The 25981-nt window shown below is 64.4% G+C and carries 24 protein-coding genes and 1 tRNA gene; 16 read left to right on the forward strand and 9 right to left on the reverse strand.

What is annotated here, in order from left to right; genetic code table 11:
* Window positions 1-34 precede the first annotated feature (34 nt).
* Window positions 35-1615, forward strand: coding sequence for a 5-guanidino-2-oxopentanoate decarboxylase (locus tag CKW40_RS15915; RefSeq protein ID WP_095200839.1), 1581 nt, complete (start codon window positions 35-37; stop codon window positions 1613-1615).
* A 238-nt stretch (window positions 1616-1853) separates the two neighbouring features.
* A complete protein-coding gene (locus tag CKW40_RS15920) occupies window positions 1854-2561 on the forward strand; it encodes an SDR family NAD(P)-dependent oxidoreductase (RefSeq protein WP_095200840.1) in 708 nt (235 codons plus the stop codon).
* A 141-nt stretch (window positions 2562-2702) separates the two neighbouring features.
* Here CKW40_RS15920 and rpsA read toward each other — a convergent pair whose 3' ends face one another.
* The 3 genes from rpsA to aroA form a co-directional block, all read right to left on the reverse strand.
* Window positions 2703-4400 carry a 30S ribosomal protein S1 gene (gene rpsA / locus CKW40_RS15925; RefSeq protein WP_095200841.1) on the reverse strand — a complete coding sequence of 566 codons (1698 nt, stop codon included), beginning with the start codon at window positions 4398-4400 and terminating at the stop codon, window positions 2703-2705.
* A 207-nt stretch (window positions 4401-4607) separates the two neighbouring features.
* Window positions 4608-5258 (reverse strand): (d)CMP kinase, encoded by a 651-nt coding sequence (gene cmk / locus CKW40_RS15930; protein ID WP_095200842.1) that lies wholly within the window; start codon window positions 5256-5258, stop codon window positions 4608-4610.
* Window positions 5259-5502: 244 nt separating this feature from the next.
* Window positions 5503-6861: a 3-phosphoshikimate 1-carboxyvinyltransferase gene (gene aroA, locus CKW40_RS15940; protein ID WP_095200843.1), complete on the reverse strand. Its 1359-nt coding sequence runs from the start codon at window positions 6859-6861 to the stop codon at window positions 5503-5505.
* A 206-nt stretch (window positions 6862-7067) separates the two neighbouring features.
* On the opposite strand from aroA, the gene CKW40_RS15945 reads away from it, so the two are divergent.
* A complete protein-coding gene (locus tag CKW40_RS15945; protein WP_095200844.1) occupies window positions 7068-7454 on the forward strand; it encodes a TIGR02300 family protein in 387 nt (128 codons plus the stop codon).
* A 172-nt stretch (window positions 7455-7626) separates the two neighbouring features.
* Window positions 7627-7702: transfer RNA gene (locus tag CKW40_RS15950), tRNA-Ala, on the forward strand.
* Window positions 7703-7817: 115 nt separating this feature from the next.
* Here the strand turns inward: CKW40_RS15950 and CKW40_RS15955 are convergent.
* Together CKW40_RS15955 and CKW40_RS15960 are read right to left on the reverse strand one after the other, a co-directional pair.
* Entirely contained in the window at window positions 7818-8156 is a 339-nt protein-coding gene (locus CKW40_RS15955) for a hypothetical protein (protein WP_095200845.1), read from the reverse strand.
* 143 nt (window positions 8157-8299) lie between these two features.
* Entirely contained in the window at window positions 8300-8572 is a 273-nt protein-coding gene (locus CKW40_RS15960) for an arginase family protein (RefSeq protein WP_095201037.1), read from the reverse strand.
* A gap of 316 nt (window positions 8573-8888) precedes the next feature.
* Here CKW40_RS15960 and CKW40_RS43765 point away from each other — a divergent pair, with 316 nt between their 5' ends.
* A complete protein-coding gene (locus tag CKW40_RS43765) occupies window positions 8889-9587 on the forward strand; it encodes a 4'-phosphopantetheinyl transferase family protein (protein ID WP_179297984.1) in 699 nt (232 codons plus the stop codon).
* 21 nt (window positions 9588-9608) lie between these two features.
* Here CKW40_RS43765 and CKW40_RS15970 read toward each other — a convergent pair whose 3' ends face one another.
* A complete protein-coding gene (locus CKW40_RS15970; RefSeq protein WP_095200847.1) occupies window positions 9609-10283 on the reverse strand; it encodes a GntR family transcriptional regulator in 675 nt (224 codons plus the stop codon).
* 349 nt (window positions 10284-10632) lie between these two features.
* Here CKW40_RS15970 and ssuD point away from each other — a divergent pair, with 349 nt between their 5' ends.
* The 11 genes from ssuD (at window position 10633) to CKW40_RS16025 (ending at window position 22294) form a co-directional block, all read left to right on the forward strand.
* Window positions 10633-11805 carry an FMNH2-dependent alkanesulfonate monooxygenase gene (gene ssuD, locus CKW40_RS15975; protein ID WP_095200848.1) on the forward strand — a complete coding sequence of 391 codons (1173 nt, stop codon included), beginning with the start codon at window positions 10633-10635 and terminating at the stop codon, window positions 11803-11805.
* Window positions 11802-13262 carry an FAD/NAD(P)-binding protein gene (locus tag CKW40_RS15980; protein WP_095200849.1) on the forward strand — a complete coding sequence of 487 codons (1461 nt, stop codon included), beginning with the start codon at window positions 11802-11804 and terminating at the stop codon, window positions 13260-13262. The genes ssuD and CKW40_RS15980 overlap by 4 nt, the downstream gene beginning before the upstream one ends.
* 165 nt (window positions 13263-13427) lie before the next feature.
* Window positions 13428-14528: a dimethylsulfone monooxygenase SfnG gene (gene sfnG, locus CKW40_RS15985; protein ID WP_095200850.1), complete on the forward strand. Its 1101-nt coding sequence runs from the start codon at window positions 13428-13430 to the stop codon at window positions 14526-14528.
* 123 nt (window positions 14529-14651) lie between these two features.
* Window positions 14652-15578, forward strand: coding sequence for an ABC transporter ATP-binding protein (locus tag CKW40_RS15990; protein ID WP_095200851.1), 927 nt, complete (start codon window positions 14652-14654; stop codon window positions 15576-15578).
* Window positions 15575-16474 (forward strand): branched-chain amino acid ABC transporter permease, encoded by a 900-nt coding sequence (locus CKW40_RS15995; protein ID WP_064984417.1) that lies wholly within the window; start codon window positions 15575-15577, stop codon window positions 16472-16474. Before CKW40_RS15990 ends, CKW40_RS15995 begins: the two co-directional genes overlap by 4 nt.
* Before the next feature lie 3 nt (window positions 16475-16477).
* Window positions 16478-17518, forward strand: coding sequence for a branched-chain amino acid ABC transporter permease (locus CKW40_RS16000; protein ID WP_095200852.1), 1041 nt, complete (start codon window positions 16478-16480; stop codon window positions 17516-17518).
* Window positions 17519-17588: 70 nt separating this feature from the next.
* Complete coding sequence (locus tag CKW40_RS16005) at window positions 17589-18926, forward strand: ABC transporter substrate-binding protein (protein WP_095200853.1); 1338 nt, start codon at window positions 17589-17591, stop codon at window positions 18924-18926.
* Window positions 18927-19006: 80 nt separating this feature from the next.
* Entirely contained in the window at window positions 19007-19813 is an 807-nt protein-coding gene (locus CKW40_RS16010; protein WP_095200854.1) for an ABC transporter ATP-binding protein, read from the forward strand.
* Window positions 19814-19837: 24 nt separating this feature from the next.
* Window positions 19838-21085, forward strand: coding sequence for an SfnB family sulfur acquisition oxidoreductase (locus CKW40_RS16015; protein ID WP_095200855.1), 1248 nt, complete (start codon window positions 19838-19840; stop codon window positions 21083-21085).
* Between the two features lie 63 nt (window positions 21086-21148).
* Complete coding sequence (msuE, locus tag CKW40_RS16020; RefSeq protein WP_095200856.1) at window positions 21149-21709, forward strand: FMN reductase; 561 nt, start codon at window positions 21149-21151, stop codon at window positions 21707-21709.
* Window positions 21710-21808: 99 nt separating this feature from the next.
* Complete coding sequence (locus CKW40_RS16025) at window positions 21809-22294, forward strand: hypothetical protein (protein ID WP_095200857.1); 486 nt, start codon at window positions 21809-21811, stop codon at window positions 22292-22294.
* Between the two features lie 9 nt (window positions 22295-22303).
* Here the strand turns inward: CKW40_RS16025 and CKW40_RS16030 are convergent, their stop codons facing one another.
* From CKW40_RS16030 to CKW40_RS16040, 3 genes are read right to left on the reverse strand one after another with little or no spacing between them, the layout of a single operon-like run.
* The gene (locus CKW40_RS16030) at window positions 22304-22837 is read right to left on the reverse strand and encodes an aminomethyltransferase family protein (RefSeq protein ID WP_095200858.1); all 534 of its coding nucleotides are present in this window, start codon (window positions 22835-22837) and stop codon (window positions 22304-22306) included.
* Window positions 22830-25715 (reverse strand): sarcosine oxidase subunit alpha family protein, encoded by a 2886-nt coding sequence (locus CKW40_RS16035; protein ID WP_095200859.1) that lies wholly within the window; start codon window positions 25713-25715, stop codon window positions 22830-22832. Before CKW40_RS16035 ends, CKW40_RS16030 begins: the two co-directional genes overlap by 8 nt.
* A complete protein-coding gene (locus CKW40_RS16040) occupies window positions 25712-25978 on the reverse strand; it encodes a sarcosine oxidase subunit delta (protein ID WP_095200860.1) in 267 nt (88 codons plus the stop codon). The genes CKW40_RS16035 and CKW40_RS16040 overlap by 4 nt, the downstream gene beginning before the upstream one ends.
* Window positions 25979-25981 lie beyond the last annotated feature (3 nt).

A 25981-nucleotide genomic window follows, 5' to 3' on the forward strand; every position in this document is an offset into this window, starting at 1 on the left:
GAACAGTGATCGGCTCGGAAGGGGAGGAGAACCAATGACAACACTCGGCGAAGCCCTCATCACGCTGCTTGAAGCCCATGGCGTCGACACCGTCTTCGGCATTCCAGGCGTCCACACGGTCGAGCTCTACCGTGGCCTGGCGCGCTCGAAAATCCGCCACGTCACGCCGCGCCACGAACAGGGCGCCGGCTTCATGGCCGACGGTTATGCCCGCGCCAGCGGCAGGCCCGGTGTCGCCTTCGTCATCACCGGACCGGGGCTGACCAACACCATCACCGCCATGGGTCAGGCGCGCGCCGATTCGGTCCCGATGCTGGTCATATCCGGCGTCAACGCCATGCCGACGCTGGGCAAGGGACTGGGCTTCCTGCACGAACTGCCGGACCAGCGCGGCATGATGGAGAAGGTGGCGCTGCTGTCGCTACGCGTCACCCAGGCCAGCGAATTGCCGGGCGCGCTGGCGCAGGCCTTCGCGCTGTTTTCATCCTCGCGGCCAGGCCCGGTGCACATCGAGATCCCGACCGATGTCATGGTCAAGTCGGCGGACGATATCGTTGCGCTTCTGAGCAATGCGGCACCGCCGGCGCCGGATGGCGCGGCAATTGCGCGTGCCGCCAAACTCGTCGCCACTGCCCGCCATCCGCTGATTCTGGCCGGGGGCGGTGCCAAGGGTGCCGAAGCACCCTTGCGGCGTCTGGCCGAGACAATGGGCGCGCCGGTCGTCGAGACCACCAATGCGCGCGGCCTGCTCTATCGGCACCCGCTCGGCGTGCCGGCAAGCCCAAGCCTGAAGGCGGTTCGCGCGCTGATGGCCGAGGCCGATCTGGTGATTGCCGCCGGCACCGAATTCGGCCCGACCGACTATGACGGCTATGGCGACGGCGGCTTTGTGCTGCCTTCCAACCTGATTCGCATCGACATCGGCGCCGACCAGCTCGCGCGCCGCCCGGTGACGGTTGGTATCCAGGCCGACTGCGCCGAGGCAATCGAAGCCTTGCTGGCGGCGATCGGCCCCGCCCATGCCGCCGCGCCGGACGGCGAGGCACGCGCCGCCGCGGCACGGAAGGCGGCATTCGCCGAGCTCAGCCCGGCCTATGTGGCGCAGGTGCATGCCGTGGAAATGATCCGCGATGCCTTGCCGGGCGCCATCATCGTCGGCGACTCGACACAGCCGATCTACGCCGCGAACCTCTACTATGACCACGACCGACCGGCCGGCTGGTTCAACGCCGCCACCGGCTTCGGCGCGCTTGGTTACGGCCCGCCGGCGGCGATCGGTGCCGCACTTGCCGTGCCCGACGTGCCGGTCGTCTGCCTGACCGGCGACGGCGGCTTCCAGTTCACATTGCCGGAACTGGGTGTCGCACTTGATTCCGACGCGCCGGTCATCTTCGTGGTCTGGAACAACAGGGGCTATCGCGAGATCGAAACCTCGATGCTCGATGTCGGCGTCGAACCTGTCGGGGTCTCGCCGGCGCCGCCGGATTTCTGCAAGCTGGCCGAAGCCTATGGCATCGGCGCCGAACGGCTGGCCGAGATCGGCGCCTTGCCACAGGCGCTGAAGCGCGCCCGGGCAACCGGATTGCCCTGCGTCATCGAAATCACGGTCGATTGAAGCCTGCAGGCCAGCGTTTATTGTCCAACCTGCATCGGACCTAAGCCGGCTCGGCTGTTGTACCGCAACAGCCGGATGGCTGACGGCATTGCCATTATATGCGTCCCGACGCATGCAAAGACGTGACGGCTGCCATGCCGAGATATCAGTTGAGTGATCGCCAGAAAGGCGCGACGCTTCGCGTCGGCGGGGCACAACAAGCGACAAAATCATAAAAACACGACAGGAGCGGTCCAGGATGACGGAAACACTTCAAGGCAGACATATCGTTGTGACCGGTGGAACCGGCGCGCTCGGCGGTGCGGTGGTTGGCCGGCTGCTGGAACAGGGCGCGATCTGCCATGTGCCGAACGCGCACGCCGCGGCACCCCAGCATTTTCCTTTCGCCGCGCACGAGAATGTAAAGCTGGCGCACAATGTCGACCTGTCGGACTCCGCCAAGGTTGAAAGCTTCTATGCCCAGGTTCCTGCCTTGTGGGGATCGATCCATCTGGCCGGCGGCTTCGCCATGGCGCCGGTGGAAAAGATCGAATCGGCATCGTTTGCCGAGATGATGGATACCAACGCCCGCACCACCTTCCTGTGCAGCCGTGCCGCGATCCGCTCGATGCTGGCGTCGGGCACATCGGGTCGCATCGTCAATGTCACGGCGCGCGCCGGGCTCGACCCCAGGCGGGGCGCCGGCATGGTCGCTTACACCGCCAGCAAGGCGGCGGTCGCGGCCATGACGGTGGCGATGGCCGAAGAACTCAAGGCCAAGGGCATCCTGGTCAACGCCGTGGCGCCGTCGACGCTCGACACGCCGGCAAACCGCGCCGACATGCCGGATGCCGATTTCACCAAATGGGTCAGTCTCGAAGCGGCGGCCGAAGCCATCGCGTATCTCGCCTCGCCCGCCAACCAGGCGATGAGCGGAACGCTGGTGCCGCTCTACGGCCGCGCATAGCTCAGCATCCGTCGACCTGGCTTTCGCCAGAAGTCGACCTGGCTTCCAAAGAAAAACCCCGCCGGATCGCTTCGGCGGGGTTTTGTTTTCGAGATGACGCGAAGGACTTCGCGTTGCGAAGGCCTTCGCGTTGCGAAGGACTTAGTTGCCCTGCTTCTTCAGCGCGGCACCCAGGATATCGCCCAGCGAAGCGCCGGAGTCGGTCGAGCCGTACTGGGCGACCGCTTCCTTCTCTTCGGCGATTTCCAGCGCCTTGATCGAGACCTGCAGCTTGCGGGTCTTCTTGTCGAAGGCGATGACGCGGGCATCGACCTTCTGGCCGACGGTGAAGCGCTCGGGGCGCTGCTCGTCGCGGTCGCGGCTCAGATCGGAGCGCTTGATGAAGGTCTCGATGCCGCTGTCGACCAGCCGCACTTCCAGACCGCCATCCTTGACGCCGATGACTTCGCAGGTGACGACGGCGTTCTTGCGCAGTTCGCCTGAAGTCGCTGCTTCGCCGACCGTGTCGCGCGCCAACTGCTTGATGCCGAGCGAGATGCGCTCCTTCTCGATGTCGACGTCGAGCACCTGCGCCTTGACCATGTCGCCGCGATTGTACTCTTCGATGACCTGCTCGCCCGGACGGGTCCAGTCGAGGTCGGAAAGGTGCACCATGCCGTCCACGTCGCCTTCCAGGCCGATGAACAGGCCGAACTCGGTCTTGTTCTTGACCTCGCCCTCGACCTGGCTGCCGACCGGATGGTTGCGCGCGAAGGCTTCCCACGGATTCTCAAGCGTCTGCTTGAGGCCGAGCGAGATGCGGCGCTTGGCCGGATCGACCTCGAGCACCACCACGTCGACTTCCTGGGTCGTCGACAGGATCTTGCCGGGATGCACGTTCTTCTTGGTCCACGACATTTCCGAAACGTGGATGAGGCCTTCGATGCCCGGCTCCAGCTCGACGAACGCGCCGTAGTCGGTGATGTTGGTGACGGTACCCTTGATCTTCTTGCCGATCGGGAACTTGGTGCCGATCTCGGACCACGGATCGCTCTCGAGCTGCTTCATGCCGAGCGAGATACGGTGGGTTTCCTGGTTGATGCGGATGATCTGCACCTTGACCGTCTGACCGATGTTGAGGATTTCGGTCGGATGGTTGACGCGGCGCCAGGCCATGTCGGTGACATGTAGCAGGCCGTCGATGCCGCCGAGGTCGACGAACGCACCGTAATCGGTGATGTTCTTGACGACGCCTTCGACAACCTGGCCTTCTTCGAGGTTCTGCACGATTTCCGAACGCTGTTCGGCGCGGCTCTCCTCGAGCACGGTGCGGCGCGACACCACGATGTTGCCGCGGCGGCGATCCATCTTGAGGATCTCGAAGGGCTGCGGGTTGTGCATCAGCGGGGAGACGTCGCGGATCGGGCGGATATCGACCTGGCTGCGCGGCAGGAAGGCCACGGCGCCGTCGAGGTCGACGGTGAAGCCGCCCTTGACCTGGTTGAAGATGACGCCTTCGACGCGCTCACCCTTGGTGAACTTCTCTTCGAGACGGACCCAGCTCTCTTCGCGGCGGGCCTTTTCACGGGAAAGCATCGCTTCGCCAAGCGCGTTTTCGATGCGCTCGACATAGACTTCGACGGTGTCACCGACCTTGAGGGTGGTGTCCTTGCCCTTGACGCCGAATTCCTTCAGCGGCACGCGGCCTTCGACCTTGAGGCCGACGTCGATGATGGCCATGTCTTTTTCAATGGCGGTGATGATGCCCTTGACGACCTGGCCTTCGCCGGAATGGCCGGCGGTAAAAGATTCTTCGAGCAGGCTCGCGAAATCATCGCGAGTGGGATTTGCAGCTGACATATTTTCTCCTGGAGTGCCCCGCATCTCTGAGCGGGACGGGCGCCGTGGGTTAGCGTTGCGTTGGCCTGCCGGCGTTCCGGGCTTTAAAAGCCCTGGGCCGCTTTAAAGCGGCAATTCCGGCGCATGAAGAATGCTGGCAGGCTGGTTCGTGCCCGATATGGGTATTTTCTGCGCTTCCGGCAACGGAAATGCGAGAGAAAACCCGGATCAGGCCTTGTTTCTCTTGGCCATGACCTCGTCGATGATCGCCATGGCTGCGAGAAACGCGGCTTCTATAGCCATTTCGCTGGTATCAAGCAAGTGCGCGTCGGCGGCCGGCTTCAAGGGTGAGTCGGCGCGGCCCATGTCGCGCTCGTCCCGGCGCACGATGTCGGCGAGGATTTCGGTGAAATTGGCGGTGCCGCCGATGCTTTCGATCTCGGCCAGCCGGCGCTTGGCGCGCACCTCCGCGCTCGCCGTCACATAGAGTTTGATGTCGGCATCGGGGCACACGACGGTGCCGATGTCGCGCCCGTCCAGCACCGCGCCCGGCGGCGTCATGGCAAATGCGCGCTGCTTTTCCACGAGAATGCGCCGCACGGTCGGGAACACCGCGACCTTCGAGGCTGCCTCGCCGACGGCATGTGCCGACAGCACCGCCCGGTCGAGCTTGGCCAGGTCGACCTGGCGCGCGGCGGTTTCGGCCGCCGAGACATTGTCGAGCGGCAATGCGTGCTGGATCAGCGCATAGGCCACCGCGCGATAGGTGAGGCCAGTGTCGAGCAGGTTCAGCCGGTAGTGATCGGCGAGCCGGCGGGCGAGGGTGCCCTTGCCGGCGCCGGCGGGGCCGTCGATGGCGATGGTGAAGGTCGAGGTCATTGGCAGGCCACCATAGAGAATCTAGACAAGCGCCGCGATCCTTCGCGCCCCCCTCTGTCCTGCCGGACATCTCCCCCACAAGGGGGGAGATCGGCCGTCCTCGCGGCCTTGGCCAATTGTCTACGTTGCAGAATTGAGCGAAGCGCCAAAACTGCCAATCTCCCCCCAAGTGGGGGAGATGTCCGGCAGGACAGAGGGGGGCGCTGTCCTGCCAACGTGCCAAGGCTATTGGTCGCCACGACGGTCACTCGATCTCCGCGCCGAGCCCCTTCATCAGCCCCATGAACTCCGGAAAGCTGGTCGCGATCATGTTGGCGTCATCGATGGTAACCGGCTTTTCCGTCGCCAGCCCCATCACCAGAAAACTCATGGCGATGCGGTGGTCGAGATGCGTCTTGACCGTCGTATCCAGGCCGTTGGGATGCCGACCAAGCCCCTTGCCACCCGGCCTGCCGCGCACCGCAAGCGACGCCTCGCCTTCGGTGCAGTCGACGCCGTTGAGCTTCAGCCCGTTGGCGACGGCCGACAGCCGGTCGGATTCCTTCACCCGCAATTCTTCCAGCCCCTGCATCAGCGTCTCGCCTTCGGCGAAGCTGGCGGCAACAGCCAGCACCGGGTACTCGTCGATCATCGACGGCGCACGCTCCGGCGGCACGGCGACGCCCTTGAGTTCGGAATAGCGCACGCGCAGATCGGCGACATCCTCGCCGCCGGCATTGCGCGGGTTCAAAATGTCGATCTGGCCGCCCATTTCCTGCAGCGTCAGCAAAAGCCCGGTACGGGTCGGGTTCATCAGCACGTTCTCGATTGTTATGTCCGAACCCGGCACGATCAGCGCCGCGACCAGCGGGAAGCCGGCCGAGGACGGGTCGCCCGGCACGGCGATCGTCTGGCCAGTCAGCTTGCCCTGGCCTTCGATGAAGATGTGGCGCACGCCGCGTTCGTCGGTCTCGACCGACAGATTGGCGCCAAAACCTTTGAGCATCTTTTCGGTGTGGTCGCGCGTCATTACCGGTTCGATGACGGTGGTGATGCCCGGCGTGTTGAGACCGGCGAGCAGCACGGCCGACTTCACCTGCGCCGAGGCCATCGGCACGCGGTAGGTGATCGGGGCGGCATGCTTGGGGCCATGCAGCGTGATCGGCATACGGTCGCCGGGCGTCGCCTTCAGCACCTGTACGCCCATCTGGCGCAGCGGCTCGAGCACACGGCCCATCGGCCGGCCCGACAGCGAAGCGTCGCCGATGAAGGTGGTTTCCATGTCATAGGTGCCGACGAGGCCCATGGTCAGCCGCGAGCCGGTGCCGGCATTGCCGAAATCGAGCGGGCCTTCCGGCTGCAGCAGCGCACCGTTGCCGGTGCCGCGGATCACCCATTCAGCGCCGCGCTTTTCAATGTGCGCGCCCATAGCTTTCATGGCGGCACCCGTGCGCATCACATCCTCGCCCTCGAGCAGGCCGGTGATGCGGGTTTCGCCGGAGGCGAGGCCGCCGAACATGAAGGAGCGATGCGAGATCGACTTGTCGCCCGGCACGCGGGCGGTGCCGGAAAGGGCTTGAGATTTGCGGGCGGTGGCCGGCTTGGCAGCGGCGGCGTGAGACATGGAATTTCCCTGGACGGAATGCCGGCGGGCCGGCGCTTTTCATTTGTTGCGGCGGTCTCGTATCACGGCGGGGCGAAATGGTCATCCCCATGGTCGTCACTTGGCGCGAGGCCTTTCAGGACTTGGTTTTGTGACGCCGGCTTTTGGCTTTGACAGCGCCGCAAACAGTGGTTAAGGGGACCACTCTTTTATTCACGAGGCTTGCCGTGGCAAAAACCGAACTTGGCACAAAGCGTATCGACCCCGAGACGGGTCGAAAATTCTACGACCTGAACAAGGACCCGATCGTCTCGCCCTACACCGGCAAGACTTATCCGCGTTCCTATTTCGAGGAAGGCAAGATCGCCGCCCTCGAGGAGGAAGAGGAAGTGGCCGAGAAGGAAGTGGACGCCGAGGACGAAGAGGGCGTTGAAGTCGTCTCGCTTGAAGAGGCCGACGAGGACGTCAAGGGTGACGACCTGCCGGATCTCGGCGATGACGAGGACGTCGACCTCGGCGACGAGGAAGATGACACTTTCCTTGCCGACGAAGAAGAAGAAGACGACGACGTTGCCGACATGATCGGCGTCGGCGACGACGACGACGAGGTCTGATCGACCCGGGACGCCAGCGTTTGCAGGCTTTCTCGGGCTGTGAACAAAAAGCCGATATTCAAGGCTTGATATCTTGGAAAGGCGGGGTTAGAAGCCGCCTGCACTAACGGCGCGGTGTTCCAACCCGCGCTGATCTCTTCGCCGGAAACGGCGCCGGTTGACTGCCGGAAGTGGGGCCATAGCTCAGTTGGGAGAGCGCTTGAATGGCATTCAAGAGGTCGTCGGTTCGATTCCGATTGGCTCCACCAAACAGTCTCCTACATTTACAATACGTTGGACCGGCCCCGGAAGCGGGCCAATTTCTGCTGCTTGGCCAGAGCAACTCCAGAAAAAATGCGGGAACGCTTTTCCCAAGGAATTGCGTCAGCGCACAGTAAACCAACCACTTGCGCGGGCCGTATCGAAGCAGACTTTGCTAGGGCGGGGGCCTTTTAATGCGGCTCTAAAAGCGGCATAACCCCGATTATATTCGCTCGTACCCTGGTACTTGAAAAAGTCCGGCATAGAGGAATACGCGTACGCATTCGGGCACCAAAAATAGGCGGCCATTACGTAGCCGATCTCATATGCCTCCGACTTGGCTTGCGCGCTGGACGACATAAGCGAGCCGGCGGCAAGTGCCAGCGCCGGAATAACATCTCGAATAGTGCGGTTGAATCCCACCGTTCTCTCCCTTTGCTTTGGATCGAGATCTATTTCCATTGGGAGTGCCGGTCAATGTTAGGACTTCACGCCCTTTGGTACACCCGACACCATTGACGAGATCGGGTCCGACGATCTGTTTGACATCTGGAGACTGCCCGAAATTCTCACATTAGCGATTGCAGCCGGTTTGTATGCCGGCGTCAGCTGGCTTGCCTCGCGACAAATCCGCGAAGAAATCCCGCCAGGGAATCCCCAAGCCTCGGTGAGGGGTAACCGCCCTCCTGGACGATCAGGGTGGGTCGCGACAAGATACCCAGAATTTCGCTCATCCTGAGGAAGCCGGTTTCGTTGACGGCCATGCAGGCGAATGGATCGTCCCTGGAGGCGTCGAGGCCCAGCGCGACGACCACGATGTCGGGCGAGAATTGGCGCACAGCCTGGCAGCCCCCACGCTGCCAGCATCGCAGCCGCATCAAGTCCCCTGGCCTCGACGGCCTCGACGAAAGGCAGAAGCAGATAGCTCCTGATCAGATGTGCAGCACTCGCCGCCTGTCTCCACGCAACCAGGTGATTGGATCAAACTTCGCCGGCTTCGCCGAGGCTCCGGCTTTCCCGAACGGGTTCTTGCCCATTCCGGCGAACTGTGGTCCCTGTCCCGGACATCGGGCCGCGATCGAACGCAGTGCGGCGGATTTGCCTGGAACAATCGTGATGTCGTCACCCGCGCCAGGGCCGGCTCCGGCCATGAGAGAAAGCGATCCACGACGCGGCCAGGTCGATCTCTGGTACGTGCCGCTCGACGACTTCGGCGTGGACGATCAGGCCGCCTGCCTGCGGCTTCTGAGCGGGCCTGAACGTGATCGGCATGATGCCTTCAAGTCCGAGCCTGCCCGACTTCAGCATCTCGCGGTTCGCGGCCTGGTCAGGTCCACTCTGTCGCGCTACCGCGATATTGCCCCCGAACACTGGCGCTTTGACGCCAACCGGCACGGCCGCCCCTTCATCGACGACGGGCTGGGCGTCAGTGGCCTCCACTTCAGCCTGTCCCACACGCATGGCCTGGTGGCTTGCGCGGTTGCCACTTTCGCGGAGATCGGCGTCGACGCCGAGCCGCGCGACCGCGATGTCGGTCTCGCCGAACTGGCCCCGGCGGTCCTTTCACCCCGGGAACGCACCCGCTTCGACACCATGAGCGGGCAGGCAAGACAGGATTTCTTCTTCACGCTGTGGACGCTCAAGGAAGCCTATGTGAAAGCGCGCGGCGTGGGCCTCTCTTTGCCGGTGAAGAAGGTTGAACTGGACCTGGAGGTCTCTCCGCCCATTGCCGATTTCGGAGACGAGATCGATGACGATGCCTCGCGTTGGGCGTTCCGCAGCCTGCGTCTGACAGACCGGCACATTGTCGGCATCGCGGCCGCCGTGCCTGATGACGAACTCGAGATCGTGCCGAGGCGGACACGGGCCATCAATCCGCCTTGGCATGCCTGATCGGATCCAGTGCGGCCGGCTTCAGCCGAGCAGCTCGGCGGCGACTTCGAGCGTGTTGCGGAACGACGTTTCGATGTGGTGCTCCATCGCCTGCGCGGCGCCTTCGGCGTCGTGGCGCTTCAGCGCGTCGAGAATGGCGCCGTGCTGTTCGATCGTCTGTTCGCCATAGCCGGGCTTCGGGATGACGAGGTAACGGCCCCGATCCATCTGCGCCTTGGAGATGTCGACGGCGCGCCAGATTTTCGGCAGGCCGCAGATCTCGGCGATGCTGCGGTGGAAGACGTCGTCGAGCTGGATCGCGGTGGCATATCTGCCGCGCGCTATGGCGAGCCGGTGCGCCGCCATATTGTCCTCCAGAAGTTCGCCGGCTGACGGCGTGAATTTGACGGCCGCGCGCCTGGCGCTCTCCATCTCCAGGGCGCGGCGGATGACATAGGCTTCTTCCAGGTCGACGCGGTTGATCGGCGCGACATAGGTGCCGGTCTGCGCCAGGATGGTGACGAGGCCCTCGTCACTGATGCGCTTGACCGCTTCGCGCACCGGTGTGCGCGAGACGCCGAGGGCTTCGGCGATGGCCACCTCGTTGATGACTTCCCCCGGCTTCATCTGCCCGACGACAATCAGATTGCGGATCTTGTGATAGATCTGATCGCGCAGCGGAAACGCCCGATTGAGCGTCGAAGGATCCAGGTCCATGGCAAATCCACGTCTTCGTTCACCAGAATGATCAGATTATATTGGAATGCCGGATGTTCGATAGACCGGCTCAACGGGGTGGAAGCGCACTTGATCTGGCCGCGTTGCGACCCGGGCCCTCGGGATCTCCGATGTGACTGTGGGGCACCACTGCGGCGATCCTGCGGAGAGAATTTCCAATTTCACCGGAGGATTTGGAATAAACTAACTCTACAGAGTTTATAGAATAAGCAAAGTGCGGGCGATCTGGTTTTCCAGGACAGGACTGCGCCATGCCCGCCTCTCTGTACCCGCTATCAACTCCGTCACGCACAGTCCGCCATCGCCACCCGCTCGCGGGAGGCAGGCCATGACACGCGACGTTCCGGACCGCATCAAGGTTCTGTGGTTTCTGCCGACGCATGGCGACAGCCGTTACCTCGGCACCGCCGAGGGCGGCCGATCGGTCGATCTGCCCTATCTGACGCAAGTGGCGAAGGCCGCCGACACGCTGGGCTATTACGGCGCGCTGCTGCCGACCGGCCGGTCGTGCGAGGATTCCTGGGTGATTGCCTCGGCGCTGGTGCCGCTGACCGAGCGGCTGCGTTTCCTGGTCGCCGTGCGGCCGGGCCTGCAGTCGCCGACGCTCGCCGCGCGCATGACCGCCACGCTCGACCGCATCTCCAATGGCCGCTTGCTGATCAATGTCGTGACCGGCGGCGATCCGCTGGAGAACAAGGGCGACGGCATTTTCCTCTCGCATGCCGAGCGCTACGAGGTGACGCAGGAATTCCTGCGGATATACAAGCGCGTGCTGAGCGGCGAGACGGTCGAGCACGAGGGCAAGCATTTCCACATCGAGGACGGCCGGCTGCTGTTTCCGCCGGTGCAGACGCCCTATCCGCCGCTCTATTTCGGCGGCTCGTCCGATGCCGGGTCGACAGTGGCGGCGCAGGAGATCGACAAATACCTGACCTGGGGCGAACCGCCCGCCGATGTCGAGCGCAAGCTGGATACCGTTCGCGAACTGGCCGAAAAGGCCGGCCGCAAACTCTCCTTCGGCATTCGCCTGCATGTCATTGCGCGGGAAACCACCGAGGAGGCCTGGGCCGCCGCCGACCGGCTGATCAGCCGGCTCGACGACGCGACCATCGCATCGGCCCAGAAAGTCTTTGCCCGCATGGATTCGATTGGCCAGGCGCGCATGAGTGCGCTGCATCGCGGCGACCGCGCCAAGCTCGAGATCGCGCCCAATCTGTGGGCCGGGGTGGGCCTGGTGCGCGGCGGCGCTGGTACGGCTCTCGTCGGCGATCCCGACACGGTCGCGGAGCGCATCGACGAATATCGCCGCCTCGGCATCGACACCTTCATCCTGTCCGGCTACCCGCATCTCGAAGAAGCCTATCGTTTCGGCGAACTGGTGCTGCCGAAGCTGCCGACAGATCATCCGGTCAAATCAGCCGGTTCGTCGGTCAACACCGGCCCGTTCGGCGAGACTATTGCCGGCGACCACCGGCCGAAGTCGCTCGCCAGCGCCTCGTGAACGCGCTGCCTCCGGCCCGCCGCTTGCGCGTCGCCATCATCGGCGGCGGTTTTTCTGGCACGGCGGTGGCCTGGCATCTGGCGCAGGCGCATCGGCTGGAGCGGCTGTCGATTTCCGTGATCGAGCCGCGCCCGGCGCTAGGCGGCGGTCTGGCCTATTCCAGCGAAGAGCCATCGCACCGGGTCAATGTCCCGGCCGTCAGAATGAGCATGGCTCCCGACGACCCGCAGCATTTTGCGCGCTGGTTGGCCGGCAGTGGCGAACTCGAACACGACGCGGATGCGCTCTGGAAGAACGGCGACGCCTATCCCCGTCGGCGTGTGTTCGGCCGTTACGTTACCGAGCACCTCGCGCCCTATTTGGCTTCAGGCGCGGTCCGCCATGTCGGCGGTCTCGCCACCGGCGTGACACGTGATGCTAATGGCGCGGGCTGGACCGTGCAGACCTCCGCCGGACCCGTCGTCGCCGACATCGTCGTCCTCGCCGCGACGCATCCTGCGCCCGCAATCCCGGCAGCGCTCGCCTCCCTGGCCGAAGCGCCAGGTTTTGTCGCCGATCCCTACGCCGCGTCGGCACTTGCCGGAATCGTGCCGCAAGCCTCGGTGCTGATCGTCGGCTCCGGGCTGACATCGGCAGACATGGTGGCCGAACTCGATCGCCGTGGCCATCGCGGCCGCATCATGGCGCTGTCGCGGCGTGGGCTGCGTTCGCGCGGTCATCCCGATGTCAGGGGCGAAGCTTTCGGCGATTTTGCCTCGGCGCCGGCCACATCGGCGCTTGGGCTGCTGAAGACCATCCGTGCCACGCTGGCAGCGGCACGCGCGGCCAACGTCAACTGGCAGTCTGTCTTCGACCAGCTGCGCCTGCAGGGGCCGGTGCTGTGGGCCGCCCTTGCTCCGCCGGAACGGGCAAGGCTGGTCCGTCAGCTGCGTGTGTTCTGGGACGTGCACCGCTTCAGGATCGCCCCGCAGATTGCTTCCGTGCTCGACCGCCGCCAGGCCGCCGGCACCTTCGACACCATTGCCGCCAGGCTTGTCGCGTCCAACGATGAGGGCGAGAGCCTCGCGGTCAGCTTTCAGCGGCGCGGCCAGACGCTGATCGAGACGGCCCGCTTCGATGCCGTCATCAACACGACAGGGCCGGCTCACGGGCAGGCCCTTCAGCTCAATCCGGCGCTGCGCTCCCTGGCCGAGGCCGGGCTGATCAGGGTTGACGCCCATGGGCTCGGCATCGCGACCACACTTGATAGCCGTGCCATCGGTCGGGACGACAGGTCGGTCGCCGGGCTTTTCGTCGCCGGGCCGCTGGCGCGGGGCACTTTTGGTGAACTCATGGGCCTGCCGGAGGTCGCTCGCCATGCCCAGATGGTCGCGGGCGAGATTGCAAGGCTGGTCGACAGGCTTCCGTCAGTCGAGGCGGTTGGCGCCAATGCCGGGGACGTTGCAGCCGCGCGCTGACAAGCCGAAGCCGGCCTGGCTGGGAAAAATTGGTATTTCCGTCCCAAGCGGGCGCCAAAAACGGAAAATCCTACTTTGTATATATAATCAGTAGACATAATAAATATCGGGGAAATCCGGGCACGCCGGACCGATCAACGACACGGCCTGAATGGGAGACAGTTCATGGCACATACAGAAACCGACGCGGTCAAGTTCGCCTACTGGGTGCCCAATGTTTCGGGCGGCCTGGTGATTTCCAACATCGAGCAGCGCACCAACCATTCGGCTGAATACAACCGCAAGCTGGCGCAGATCGCCCAGAAAGCCGGCTTCGACTACGCGCTGAGCCAGATCCGTTTCACCGCCGGCTACGGCGCCGACGAACAGCATGAATCGGTGGCCTTCAGCCACGACCTGCTGGCGGCCACCACGACGCTCAAGGTCATCGCGGCGATCCTGCCCGGTCCCTGGAATCCGGCGCTGGCGGCCAAGCAGCTCGCCACCATCAGCTATCTGACCAATGGCCGTGTCGCCATCAACCTCGTCTCCGGCTGGTTCCGTGGCGAATTCCATGCCATCGGCGAGCATTGGCTCGACCATGACGAGCGCTACCGCCGCTCCGAGGAATTCATCCGTGCATTGCGCGGAATATGGACGGAAGACAGCTTCACTTTCCGCGGCGATTTCTACCGCTTCAACGAGTACTCTTTGAAGCCGAAACCGCCGCAACTGCCCGAAATCTTCCAGGGCGGTTCCTCGCGCGCCGCACGTGACATGGCATCACGCGTTTCGGACTGGTACTTCACCAACGGCAACACGCCGGCCGAGATCGCCAAGCAGGTCGACGACATCAGGGCCAAGGCGAAGGCCAACAACCATTCCGTCAAGGTCGGCGTCAACGCCTTCGCCATCGTCCGCGAGACCGAGGACGAGGCCAAGGCGGTGCTCGCCGAAATCATCGCCAAGGCCAATCCCGAAGCCGTCAACGCTTTCGGCCACGAGGTCAAGAATGCCGGCAAGGCCTCACCGGAAGGCGAGGGCAATTGGGCGAAATCCTCCTTTGACGATCTGGTTCAGTACAATGACGGCTTCCGCTCGAACCTGATCGGCACGCCACGGCAGGTCGCCGAGCGCATCGTCGATCTCAAGCGCGCCGGCGCCGATCTCATCCTGCTCGGCTTCCTGCACTTCCAGGAAGAGGTCGAATATTTCGGCGAGCACGTCATCCCGCTCGTGCGCGAGCTGGAGGACGCCGAGCAGGCGGCATCACTGGCAGCGGAATAGCCCTTTTTCAAAAGGCAGGCCGGGCAGTCCGGTCTGCACACCAATGAAGGTTCCCAGGCGCGCTCGATCCATCGAGCGTCAACGAGGCTTTGCGCCTGCTGAAAGCAATCGAGGACGATTGGAATGCCGTTGGCCAGTTATGCCCTTGGAATGATGGAGGCCTCGGTCTATGCGCCGGAAGTCTTCGCGCGCGGCCTGCCGTCTACGCTCCAGTCGTCCGCCGTTGGCATCGTGCCGACAGGGTCGATCGCGGATGCTGCCGTTCCGCTGCTCTCGCTGCAAGGCATCGGCCTGTCGTTCGGCGGCGTCGTCGCACTGGCCGATATCGACCTGTCGGTTCTATCAGGCGAAATCCGCGCCATCATCGGCCCGAACGGCGCCGGCAAGAGTTCTCTGATCAACGTCATCAGCGGTGTCTACCGGCCGGGCCGTGGCCATGTCCAACTCGACGGCATCAGCTATACCCAGGTGCCGACGCAGCGCTTGGCGCATCTCGGCGTCGCCAGGACCTTTCAGAATCTTGCTCTGTTCAAGGGCCTAAGCGTCCTCGACAATGTTGCCTCCGGCCTCGCCTACAAGGTCCGCTCCAATTTCGCCGGACAGGTGCTGGGCATCGGCCGCTCGCGTGGCGAGCGACGCGACTCCTTGAGCCGCGCCGACCAGATCCTCGAATTCCTCGATCTCACCGCAGTCCGCGATCGCCTCGCCGGTACGCTGCCTTACGGGCTGCAGAAGCGCGTCGAACTGGCCCGCGCACTGGTCGCGGAGCCGCGCCTGCTTTTGCTCGACGAACCGATGGCCGGCATGACAGCAAGCGAGAAGAGCGAGATGGCGGGTTTCGTGCGTGCCGCGCGCGACCGCTTCGCCACCACCGTTGTGCTGATCGAACATGATGTCGGCGTCGTCATGGGCCTGTCCGACCGCATCGCCGTTCTCGACTATGGCCGCAAGATCGCCGACGCCACGCCGGATGAAGTGCGCAACGATCAGCGCGTCATCGATGCCTATCTCGGCGTCGCCTCCGACAATGAGGACGGGGCAGGCATATGATCGCCGACTTCGACTACCAGTTCTTCATCGAAGTGCTCGTCGGCGGCCTGCTCTCCGGCGTCATGTATTCGCTGGTCGCGATCGGTTTCGTGCTGATCTACAAGACCTCGGGCGTACTGAATTTCGCGCAAGGCGCGCTGCTCTTGTTCGCGGCACTCACCTTCGTCAGTCTGGTCGAGCGCGGTGTTCCCTTCGCCTTGGCGCTGGTGGCCACCTTCGCCATCATGGTGGCGATCGGCATCGCCATCGAGCGCACGGTGCTCAGGCCGCTCACCAACAAGCCGCCGATCACGCTGTTCATGGCCACGCTTGGCCTGTCCTACATCATCGAGGGCGCCGCCCAGCTGATCTGGGGCACGCAGGTCCATGGCCTCGACCTCGGCATCGAGGACGTGCCGCTGGAAGTCGGTGGCGTGCTGATCAGCCAGTTCGATATTTTCGCCGCAGTGGTTGCGGCCGGCATGGTTCTCTTGCTGTCGCTGTTCTTCCGCTACACCCGCATCGGCCTCTCCTTCCGCGCCGTCGCCGACGACCAATTCGCGGCCCTGGCTGTCGGCCTGAGATTGCCATTGATCTGGGCGACCGTCTGGGCCGCGGCCGGCCTGGTCGCGCTGGTCGCGGGACTGCTGTGGGGCGCCCGCCTCGGCGTGCAGTTCTCGCTGTCGCTGGTGGTGCTCAAGGCGCTGCCGGTGCTGGTGCTCGGCGGTTTCGATTCCATTCTCGGCGCCATCGTCGGCGGGTTGCTGATCGGCGCCAGCGAGAAGCTCGCCGAGGTCTATATCGGCGACTATTTCGGCGGCGGCATCGAGAGCTGGTTCGCCTATGTCGTCGCGCTCGTCTTCCTGCTGATCCGTCCGTCCGGCCTGTTCGGCCAGAAGCTCGTGGAGAGGGTCTGAGCCATGACCGCGATAACAGACGAATTTTCGTCCGCGCCGGTGTTGCCGAAATGGATCGCGCCCGTGCTTCTGCTCGCCTTCGCCTATGGCGTCGTGCCGCTGATCGGCTCGAGCTATCTGTTCGAAGCCATCCTGCTGCCGTTCCTGGCGCTCAGCCTCGCCGGCGTGGGCTTGAACATCCTCACCGGCTATGCCGGCCAGGTCTCGCTGGGGAGTGCTGCTTTCATGGCGGCAGGCGCCTTCGCCGCCTACAATTTCTACCTGCGCGTCGAAGGCTTGCCGCTGATCGGCAGCATCGTGCTCGCCGGTATCGTCGCCGCTGCGATCGGCATCGTCTTCGGCCTGCCCAGCCTGCGGCTGAAAGGCTTCTATCTCGCCGTTTCGACGCTCGCCGCGCAGTTCTTCGTGCAGTGGGCGCTGACCAAGTTCAGCTGGTTCTCCAACGACTCGGCTTCCGGCGTCATCGACGCGCCGAAGCTGTTGATTTCAGGCTTCGCGTTTGACGGCGCAGTCGGCCGCTATCTCTTCGCGCTGACCGTCGTCAGCATCCTCACCTTCCTCGCCTATCGGCTGGTGTCGTCGCAGACCGGGCGCAATTTCATCGCTATCCGCGACAATGAGACCGCTGCCCGCATCATCGGCATACCGGTGCTGAAGACCAAGCTTCTGGCCTTCGCCATCTCCTCCTTCATCATCGGCGTCGCCGGCGTCATCTGGGCCTTCGCGTATCTCAGAACCGTCGAGCCGGACGGCTTCGATCTCGACCGTTCGTTCCAGATACTGTTCATCATCATCATCGGCGGCCTGGCCTCGATCCGTGGCGCCTTCTTCGGCGCCGCCTTGATCGTCGTCTTTCCGCTCGCGCTGTCGCGCCTAGGCGGCTTCCTGCTCGGCGATGTCTTCGACTCGGGCGTGCTCGACATGAGCCAGCGCATCGTGCTCGGCGCCCTCATCATCCTGTTTCTGATCCTTGAACCCGACGGGCTTGTGGCCCTGTGGGACAGGGTCCGAAGACGGCTCCTGTTCGCCTGGCAGTCGACCTGAGCCTTGCATTCGCATTTGAAAATGAACCAGAGGCCGAGCCAAGACGGCCCATACCGGGAGTACCCTGACAATGACTTTCCTCAGCACAATCAAGGCGGCGGCGCTGTCCGCGGCGATGATCGTGTCGGTGGCCTTGCCGGCCGCACATGCCGACGAACAATATTTCCCGCTGCAGAGCTATCGCGTCGGCCCTTACGCGGCCGGCGGCACCGGCTTCTTCGGCGGCTTCATCGACTATCTCAACCTCATCAACATCCGCGACGGCGGCGTCAACGGCGTCAAGCTGACCTGGGATGAATGCGAGACCCAGTACGAGGTCGAGCGCGGCGTCGAATGCTATGAGCGGCAGAAGAGCCATGCCGGTGCCGCCGCCTGGAACCCGCTCTCGGTCGGCATCGCCTATGCCATGATCGACCGCATCACCGCCGACAAGGTGCCGCTGATCACCGTCAACCACGGCCGCACCGACTCCACCGATGGTCGCGTCTTCCCATACGTCTTCCCGCTGCTGCTCAATCCCTACAGTGAAACGTCGGGCATCGTGAACTACATCGCCGCCAAGGAAGGCGGCATCGACAAGCTCAAGGGCAAGAAGATCGTCGTGCTCTACCACGGCTCGCCCTACGGCAAGGAGACCATCCCGATCTATGAACTGCTGGCCCAGAAATACGGCTTCACCGTGCAGCAGATCGAAGTGCCGCATCCCGGCAACGAGCAGCAGTCGCAGTGGCTGACCATCCGCCGCGCCAAGCCGGACTTCGTCGTCCTGCGCGGCTGGGGCGTGATGAACCCGGTGGCGCTGAAGACGGCGGTCAAGGTCGGCTATCCCGTCGATCATATCGTCGGCAATGTCTGGTCGAATTCGGAAGAAGACGTCATCCCGGCCGGTGACGCCGCCAAGGGCTACACCGCCATCACCACCCAGGCCTCCGGCAACACCTACCCGGTGGTGCAGGAGATCGTGAAGACGGTCTACGGCGCCGGCAAGGGCAACCTGGAAGACAAGTCGCGCATCGGCTCTGTCTACCACAATCTCGGCATCGTCAACGGCATCCTCAATGTCGAGGCGATCCGTGTCGCGCAGGAGAAGTTCGGCCACCGCACGCTGACCGGCGACGAAGTCCGCTGGGGCTTCGAGCACCTCAAGCTCGATCCGGCCAAGGTCGAGGCGCTCGGCGCCAAGGACCTGTTCCACTCGATCAATGTCAGCTGGGACAACCACGAGGGCGAAGGCTACGTGACCTTCCAGCAGTGGGACGGCAAGAAGTGGAACGTCGTCTCCGACTGGATCGCGCCGGACTGGGCGCTGCTGCGGCCGATCATCGAGAAGTCGGCCGAAGCCTATGCCGCGGAGAAGGGCATCAAGCTGCGCACCGCCGATGATGCCAACGCCGTGACCACCAACTGATCAGCCAATGCCGGGCGCCACGGACAACTTTCCGCGGCGCCCGGCCCTTTACGGTTCCTCGAACCGCGGAAGAAGAGCCCATGCCGGACAATGACGTCATCCTTGCGGTGGATACGGTCCATGCCACCTATAACCACGCCATCACGGCGCTGCATGGTGTCTCCTTCGAGATCCGGCGCGGCGAGATCCTGGCGCTGCTCGGCGCCAATGGCGCCGGCAAGACCACCACGCTGAAGGCCGTCTCCAACCTGCTGCCGGCCGAGCGCGGCCAGGTCAATGCCGGCACCATCCGCTATGACGGCGACGATGTCTCGCGCCGCAAGCCCGGCGATCTCGTGCGCGCCGGCCTGGTTCCGGTGCTCGAGGGCCGTCACTGCTTCAAGAGCCTCACCGTCGAGGAAAACCTGGTCGCCGGTGGCATCGGCCGCAGCGGTCGCCGTGCTGAGATCAATGGCGATCTCGAACGCATCTACGCCTATTTCCCTCGGCTGAAGGAAAAGCGTCGGACATTGTCCGGCCTGACCTCCGGGGGCGAACAGCAGATGACGGCGATCGGCCGGGCGCTGATGTCGCGGCCGCGCCTGCTGGTTCTCGACGAACCGTCGATGGGGCTCGCCCCGCTCATCGTCCAGGACATCTTTCAGACGCTGAGGAAACTGAACCGCGAGACCGGCCTGTCGATCCTGGTCGCTGAGCAGAATTCGGCTGTCGCTCTGCGATATGCCGACCATGCCACGGTGCTCGAAAACGGCGTCTCCGTTCTCTCCGGCGCGGCCGCCGATCTTCGCCAGCGCGAGGATGTGCGCGCCTTCTATCTCGGTCAATCGACCACCGGCCAACTGCCATCGCCGGCTGCCAAACCAGCCCATCTCCATGCCGTTGCCTGAAATCAGATATCAAGGAGCAATGAAATGACCGTCTCGACCGTCAAGACAGACCACGCCTCCGCCGCCGTGCCGCCGGTCGCAAGGCCGTCGGCGCCGGCCCACATCATCAAGGACGACGCCGAGGCGATCGCGGTCGCCCATGCGCTCGCCGTCGAATTCGTCAAGGACTCCTCCAGGCGCGACCGCGAGCGCATCTGGCCGGTTGCCGAACTCGATGCCTTTTCGCAAAGCGGCCTGTGGTCGATCAATGTGCCCAAGGCATTCGGCGGGCCGGAAGTCTCCTACGTGACGCTGGCCAAGGTGGTCGAGATCATCTCGGCAGCGGATTCCTCCATCGGCCAGATCGCCCAGAACCATCTCGGCGTCATCGCCGCGATCCGCACCGTGTCGGATGCGGAACAGCAGAAACTGCTGTTCGCCGAAGCGCTGAAGGGCACACGGTTCGGCAATGCCTTTTCCGAGTTCGGTTCCAAGCGCGCCGCCGATTTCGAGACCCGTTTCACCGATGCCGGCGACCATGTTGTCGTCAATGGCCGCAAATTCTATTCCTCCGGCGCGCTGCTCGCCCATCTGGTGCCGATCGTGGCGCTCGATGACGAGGGCCGTGCCTGGTATGCGATCGCCGACCGTGGCGCGCCGGGCCTGACCGTCATCGACGACTGGTCGAGCTTCGGCCAGCGCACGACCTTGTCGGGCACTGTCATCATCGACAACGTCAAGGTGCCGAAGACGCATCTGGTGCCCGGCTACAAGGGCTATGACAAACCGACCGCCGACGGCGCCATCTTCCAGATCATCCAGGTGGCGGTCGATACCGGCATTGCCCAGGCGGCCATCGACGAGACGGTTCACTTCGTCCGGACCAGGAGCCGCGCCTGGATCGACAGCGGCGTCGACAATGCCTGGGACGATCCCTACACCATCCAGGCGATCGGCGACCTGACGCTACGCCTGCACGCGGCGCAGGCATTGCTCGAAAAGGCCGGTCTGGCAATCGACAAGGCGGTGGCCGAGCCAACGGCGGAGACGGTGGCGCATGCGCAGATCGTCACCGCCGAGGCAAAGATCCTGTCGACCGAGATCGCGATCGCCGCGACCAACAAGCTGTTCGAACTGGCCGGCACGCGCTCGACGCTGGCCGAGCACAATCTCGACAGGCATTGGCGCAATGCCCGCACCCACACCCTGCACGATCCGGTACGCTGGAAGTACGCGATCCTCGGAAAGTATTTCCTCAACGGCGAAAACCCGCCGCTGCACGCCTGGAGCTGATTTCCCATCGGCGGGCCGGGTGGCCCGCCACTTCAAACTTCGACATCCAAGAGGCCCACTGCCATGTCAAACCCCACAGTCGTCGGTTTTTCCGGCAACATCACCCGGCCGTCAAAGACGCGCGCCTTCGTTGAACTGGTCACCAGGGACATCGCCGCCCGCCACGGCCTGTCGGCTGTTACCTACGACATCGAGGATGTCGGCCCGTCGTTGGGCACGGCACGGTGGGCGCGCGACCTCGACAGCCAGGCTCAGCCGATCCTGGCGCAGATCCTCGCCGCTGATGTGCTGGTGGTTGGTTCGCCGACCTACAAGGGCAGCTACACCGGTCTGTTCAAGCACTTCTTCGACCTGATCGATCCGGCCGCGTTGCGGGGCAAGCCCATCGTGCTGACGGCCACTGGTGGCGGCGAGCGCCACGCCTTGATCGTCGAACATCAGCTGCGGCCGCTGTTCGGCTTCTTCGAGGCTTTTGCCCTGCCGACCGCCGTCTACGCCACCGACAAGGATTTCACCGACGGCGTGCTACGCTCCGAGGCGATCCTGAAGCGCGCCGCGCAGGCTGTGGACGAGGTCGGCTTCGTGCTGGCCAACCGCTCGTCAGGCCGGGTCGCCGCCGAATAGCAGCCGATCGAAATCCGCACGGGCGGCACCCTCGCTTACGTGCAATTTACGACCGCCCGCTACAAAGTTCCTGTCTGATTCGTCCGGGACAGGAACACAATGAGCAAAGCCCTCACGACCTTCGCACTCGTCGCCGTCTTGACCGCCTTGCTCATGGCGCTGAGCCTTGCGGTGGCCCGGCACGGCTATCCCTATGGCGCGATCGGCGTCAGGCGGCTCGACGGCATCGCCGACACCGGAACCTTCATTCCGCTGGCCGCCGTCTTTTTCTTCAGCGCGCTGTTGATGATGATCCTGCCGATCCGCGCGGCCAGCATCGTGCTGACCCATGCCGCCGATGCGATCTTCTGGACGGTGATCGTGCTGTTTGCCACCATTGTCGGTGGCCTTCTCGCCCGGTGGGCCTTCGGTCAGGGCAGCGCATTGCTCGCGTTGCTGAACTGGCGGTTCCTGTTTGCCGTGGCGGTTGTCAGCTGCCACTTCGTCATGAACGAGCTGCGCCGCAATGTGCTGTTGCGCAGCCTGTTCTTCGTGATCTTCGCCGCCGCGACGCTGGCCTGCCTGTTCTGGTCGTTCACGCTCTGAGCGTGCCGGCTATTTGCCGGCCGCGATATGGCCGGCAGCCTGCTCCATCCACGTCCAGAGATAGGCAGCAAGACCGCGATCGATATGGATGCGCAGCTTGCTTTCATGGCGATAGACGATGGCGCTGATGCCAGCGAAGGACAGTGCCGCGCTGGCGCTTGGCTGCCTGGGGTCGAGCGTCGTCCCGCGTGCGATGAAAGCCTGGAGCGCCGGGCCTTCGACGTCGAACACCTGCAATCCGGCGCTGATCTCGGTCACCGCAAAACCTTGCGGGAACCATCGCGCCGCCATGCTGATGGGCGTGATGGATACGGCAAGCAATCGGTCGCGCGCCAGTCGGACCGAATAACGTATGCCCTCGGCCAGGCCGAATGCTCCGACCGCCGTTCCATCGAGGCCGGATGCCTCGGCCCATGCGGCCAGGTCGCCGCTGACCAGACGTTGATGCAGCCCGGCAACCGCGCCTATTTTGAGCCCCGGCACCTCGATCGTGGCGTTTCGCCAGTCTGGCGCGACGGACGATTTTTCCGCGAGATCACGCATGCAACCGCTCCCCTGCTAGGTCGAAGGCGCAAGGCGCGGAAATTTTCGCTGTGCGGACCTTGCCGAGGTGCTGGATTTCGATTGTTTCGCCGTGGCGTGTCGCGCCACGCTCGATCAGGCCGAGTGCGATAGGGCGGCCTAGCGTCGGGCTCTGGTAGCTCGAGGTGACGAAGCCTTGGCTGTGCAGTCTGCCATCAGCCCTCTTGATGCCATGCGCGCCCGTTGGCAGCGGCGCTTCGCCTTGCGGCACCGTCAAGCCGACAAGCTGCAGGCGGTTGCCACGCGACGCCTCCTCGGTGAACAGCGAGCGGCGGCCGACATATTCGCTCTGGCGTTTGGAGCGGGGGCCTTCGCTGCCGAGATCATGCGGCAGCGTGGTGCCGTCCGTGTCCTTGCCGATGACGATAAAGCCCTTTTCGGCGCGCAGGATCATCAGTGCTTCGAGGCCGATGAGAACGGCATCGAACGCCTGGCCGGCCTGGCGCAGATGGGCCCATAGCGGTTCGGCGCGGTCGGCGCGGATGGAGATTTCATAGCTCCTGTCGCCGGTGAAGCTGACCCGGGCGATGCGCACCGCGTCGCCGCCATAGCGGCCGTGACCGATCGCCATATGCGGCAGATAGGCATCGTCGAGCGAGAGGCCGAGATCGAGTGTTTCGAGCAATTTTCGGGCGTTCGGTCCGGAGACAGTCAACGTCGCCATGTCCGATGTGGCGTTGTGGATGTAGACGGCTTCGCGGCCAAAACGGTCCTGGCGCCATTCCTCCAGCCGGGCGTGCACGGCGGCGACATGCGAGGACGAGCACGACACGACGAAGCGATGCTCGTCCAGCCGCACCAGCACGCCGTCATCGAAGACCACGCCGTTCTCCGAAAGCATGAAACCGTAGCGGCAGCGGCCCGGCTTCAGCGTCGACATGGTGTTGTAATAGAGGAAATTGACGAATTCGGCGGCCTTAGGCCCGATCACCTCGATCTTGCCCAGCGTCGAACCGTCGAACAGCGCGACCGACCGGCGTGCGCGCAACGCCTCGTCCTGAATGACGCGATCCGCGTCGGCGTCGCGGCCACCATAATGAGCCGGCCGCAGCCAGCCGCCATATTCCTGGAAGACGGCGCCGCTGTCGCGATGCACATTCTCCAGCGGCAGCCTACGCACCGGCGCCATCAACTCGCCAACGCGCGCGCCGGCAAAGCTTGCCAGCGGCACCGGTGTGAACGGCGGGCGATAGGTGGTGGTGCCGACCTCCGGCACCGTGCGGCCGGTAATCCCGGCCATCAGCGCCAGGCCGGGCAGGTTGGAGGTCTTGCCCTGGTCGGTCGCCATGCCGAGCGTCGTGTAGCGCTTCAGGTGCTCGACCGAGACGAAGTTTTCGCGCGCCGCCAGCTCGACGTCCTTTACCGTCACATCGTTCTGATAGTCGATCCAGATGCGCCCCTTCGAACCGGGCACCGGCCACGCAGCCGCTATGCCGCTCGTCGCCTCAGGTCCGGTGCTGCGCGGCAGAGTTGCCTTCGTCTCGCCAAGCGATGCGACAGCTTTCTTCGAGCCGGCGAACACCTCCGACAGGGAGACCGCGCCGGCTGCAGCGCCGGCAACGGCAATGCCGTCGACCGGATCGCCCGGCACGAAGGCGGCGCTTGCCTCGCTCCAGGAGAGCTTGCCCTTGGCCTGGCCGAACAGATGAATGGTCGGCGTCCAGCCGCCCGAGACCAGCACGCAATCGGCATCGAGCTTTGTGCCGTCATCCAGCGTCACACCCTCGACGCGCAGTCTGCCCTTGGCGGCGGAAAGCGCCCGCCCTTTGACCAGGGGCACCTTGGCCGGCGCGTCGGGCATGCCGTCGCGCCTGATGTCGACAAGCGTGACATCGGCACCTGCCTCTGCGAGCGTGCCCGCAACCTCGTAAGCGCTGTCATTGTTCGTCGCGACGACGATGCGCCGGCCGACCAGCACCGCATGGCGTCTGAGATAAGCTAGCGCCGCATCCGCCGACAGGATGCCCGGCAGGTCATTGTTGGCGAAGGGCAGCGGCCTCTCGATCGCGCCGGTCGCCAGCACGGTCTGGCGCGGCCTGACCCGCCACAGCGTGTCGCGCCGGCCATCGAAATGACGCTGGTTCAGCCCGACCAGATTGTGGTCGTAGATGCCGAAGGCGGTGGTCGCAGGCAGGATCAGGTGGCCGCCGGCGGATAGTTCGGCAACCGTCTCCTCGACCCAGATCGCCGCTGGCTTGCCGTCGATCTCGCCGGCGCGGTGGCCGAGCGAGCCGCCCGGCTTCTGCTGATCGTCGACCAAAGTGACGGAGAGGCCCGCGCCGGCCGCCAGCTTGGCTGCCGCCAGTCCGGCCGGTCCCGCACCGACCACCAGCACGTCGCAATGATGGTTGATCTGGTCCGCTGTGCCCGGCGAGGTCCAGTCGGTATCGACCTTGCCCAGCCCGGCCATGGCGCGGATGCGTGGCTCGAACATGTGCCAGTCCGGCCACATGAAGGTCTTGTAGTAGAACGCCGCCGGAATGAAGCGCGAGAAGCGGTCGAGGAAGGCATTGCGGTCGGCCAGTGCATTGGGCGTCGCATTGACGCTCTTCGCCACCAGCCCGTCGCGCGCCGGCTCGGTCGTGGCGCGCGTGTTCGGCGTCGCCTGTGGGCCGCCGACATCGACCAGCGCGTTCGGCTCCTCGACGCCCGCGCCCCAGACACCGCGTGGCCGGTGGTATTTGAAGCTGCGGCCGACGACCGCGACATCATTGGCCAGCAGCGCCGAAGCGATGGTGTCGCCGGCAAAGCCGAGCACGGTTGCGCCGTCGAAGCTGAAGCGGACCGGCCGCGAGCGGTCGATAGCGCTGCCGCCAGTGGCAAGACGCGAGGCGGTCACGCCGTGTGCTCCCCGCCAAGGGCCGCCGAGGACAGCACCTTGTGCGTGATGGTGTCGCGCTCCATGACGAAGAACTCGCCGCAGTTCATGTGCACCCAGATTTCGCGCGCCGTGCCTTTCGGATTGCCGCGCAGGTAGAGATATCCAGCCCAGCGATCGATCGGCACGTCGGCACCGTCGGGCCGGACATTGCCGGCGTCGCCGCCATAGTGGAATTCGGTCTCGTCGCGCGGGCCGCAGAACGGGCATGGGAAAAGCTGCATTGG

The organism is Mesorhizobium carmichaelinearum (genome assembly GCF_900199455.1).
GTDB classification, from domain to species: Bacteria; Pseudomonadota; Alphaproteobacteria; order Rhizobiales; family Rhizobiaceae; genus Mesorhizobium; species Mesorhizobium carmichaelinearum.

Coding starts and splice junctions, on each gene's coding strand:
- msuE (WP_095200856.1), top strand. CDS start 21,149: ATGTCAAACCCCACAGTCGTCGGTTTTTCCGGCAACATCACCCGGCCG.
- ssuD (WP_095200848.1), top strand. CDS start 10,633: ATGACACGCGACGTTCCGGACCGCATCAAGGTTCTGTGGTTTCTGCCG.
- aroA (WP_095200843.1), bottom strand. CDS start 6,861: ATGTCTCACGCCGCCGCTGCCAAGCCGGCCACCGCCCGCAAATCTCAA.
- CKW40_RS16025 (WP_095200857.1), top strand. CDS start 21,809: ATGAGCAAAGCCCTCACGACCTTCGCACTCGTCGCCGTCTTGACCGCC.
- CKW40_RS16010 (WP_095200854.1), top strand. CDS start 19,007: ATGCCGGACAATGACGTCATCCTTGCGGTGGATACGGTCCATGCCACC.
- CKW40_RS16005 (WP_095200853.1), top strand. CDS start 17,589: ATGACTTTCCTCAGCACAATCAAGGCGGCGGCGCTGTCCGCGGCGATG.
- CKW40_RS16015 (WP_095200855.1), top strand. CDS start 19,838: ATGACCGTCTCGACCGTCAAGACAGACCACGCCTCCGCCGCCGTGCCG.
- rpsA (WP_095200841.1), bottom strand. CDS start 4,400: ATGTCAGCTGCAAATCCCACTCGCGATGATTTCGCGAGCCTGCTCGAA.
- CKW40_RS15970 (WP_095200847.1), bottom strand. CDS start 10,283: ATGGACCTGGATCCTTCGACGCTCAATCGGGCGTTTCCGCTGCGCGAT.
- CKW40_RS15990 (WP_095200851.1), top strand. CDS start 14,652: ATGCCGTTGGCCAGTTATGCCCTTGGAATGATGGAGGCCTCGGTCTAT.
- CKW40_RS16000 (WP_095200852.1), top strand. CDS start 16,478: ATGACCGCGATAACAGACGAATTTTCGTCCGCGCCGGTGTTGCCGAAA.
- CKW40_RS16040 (WP_095200860.1), bottom strand. CDS start 25,978: ATGCAGCTTTTCCCATGCCCGTTCTGCGGCCCGCGCGACGAGACCGAA.
- CKW40_RS15955 (WP_095200845.1), bottom strand. CDS start 8,156: ATGGAAATAGATCTCGATCCAAAGCAAAGGGAGAGAACGGTGGGATTC.
- CKW40_RS15960 (WP_095201037.1), bottom strand. CDS start 8,572: ATGCGGCTGCGATGCTGGCAGCGTGGGGGCTGCCAGGCTGTGCGCCAA.
- CKW40_RS15995 (WP_064984417.1), top strand. CDS start 15,575: ATGATCGCCGACTTCGACTACCAGTTCTTCATCGAAGTGCTCGTCGGC.
- CKW40_RS16030 (WP_095200858.1), bottom strand. CDS start 22,837: ATGCGTGATCTCGCGGAAAAATCGTCCGTCGCGCCAGACTGGCGAAAC.
- CKW40_RS15920 (WP_095200840.1), top strand. CDS start 1,854: ATGACGGAAACACTTCAAGGCAGACATATCGTTGTGACCGGTGGAACC.
- cmk (WP_095200842.1), bottom strand. CDS start 5,258: ATGACCTCGACCTTCACCATCGCCATCGACGGCCCCGCCGGCGCCGGC.
- sfnG (WP_095200850.1), top strand. CDS start 13,428: ATGGCACATACAGAAACCGACGCGGTCAAGTTCGCCTACTGGGTGCCC.
- CKW40_RS15915 (WP_095200839.1), top strand. CDS start 35: ATGACAACACTCGGCGAAGCCCTCATCACGCTGCTTGAAGCCCATGGC.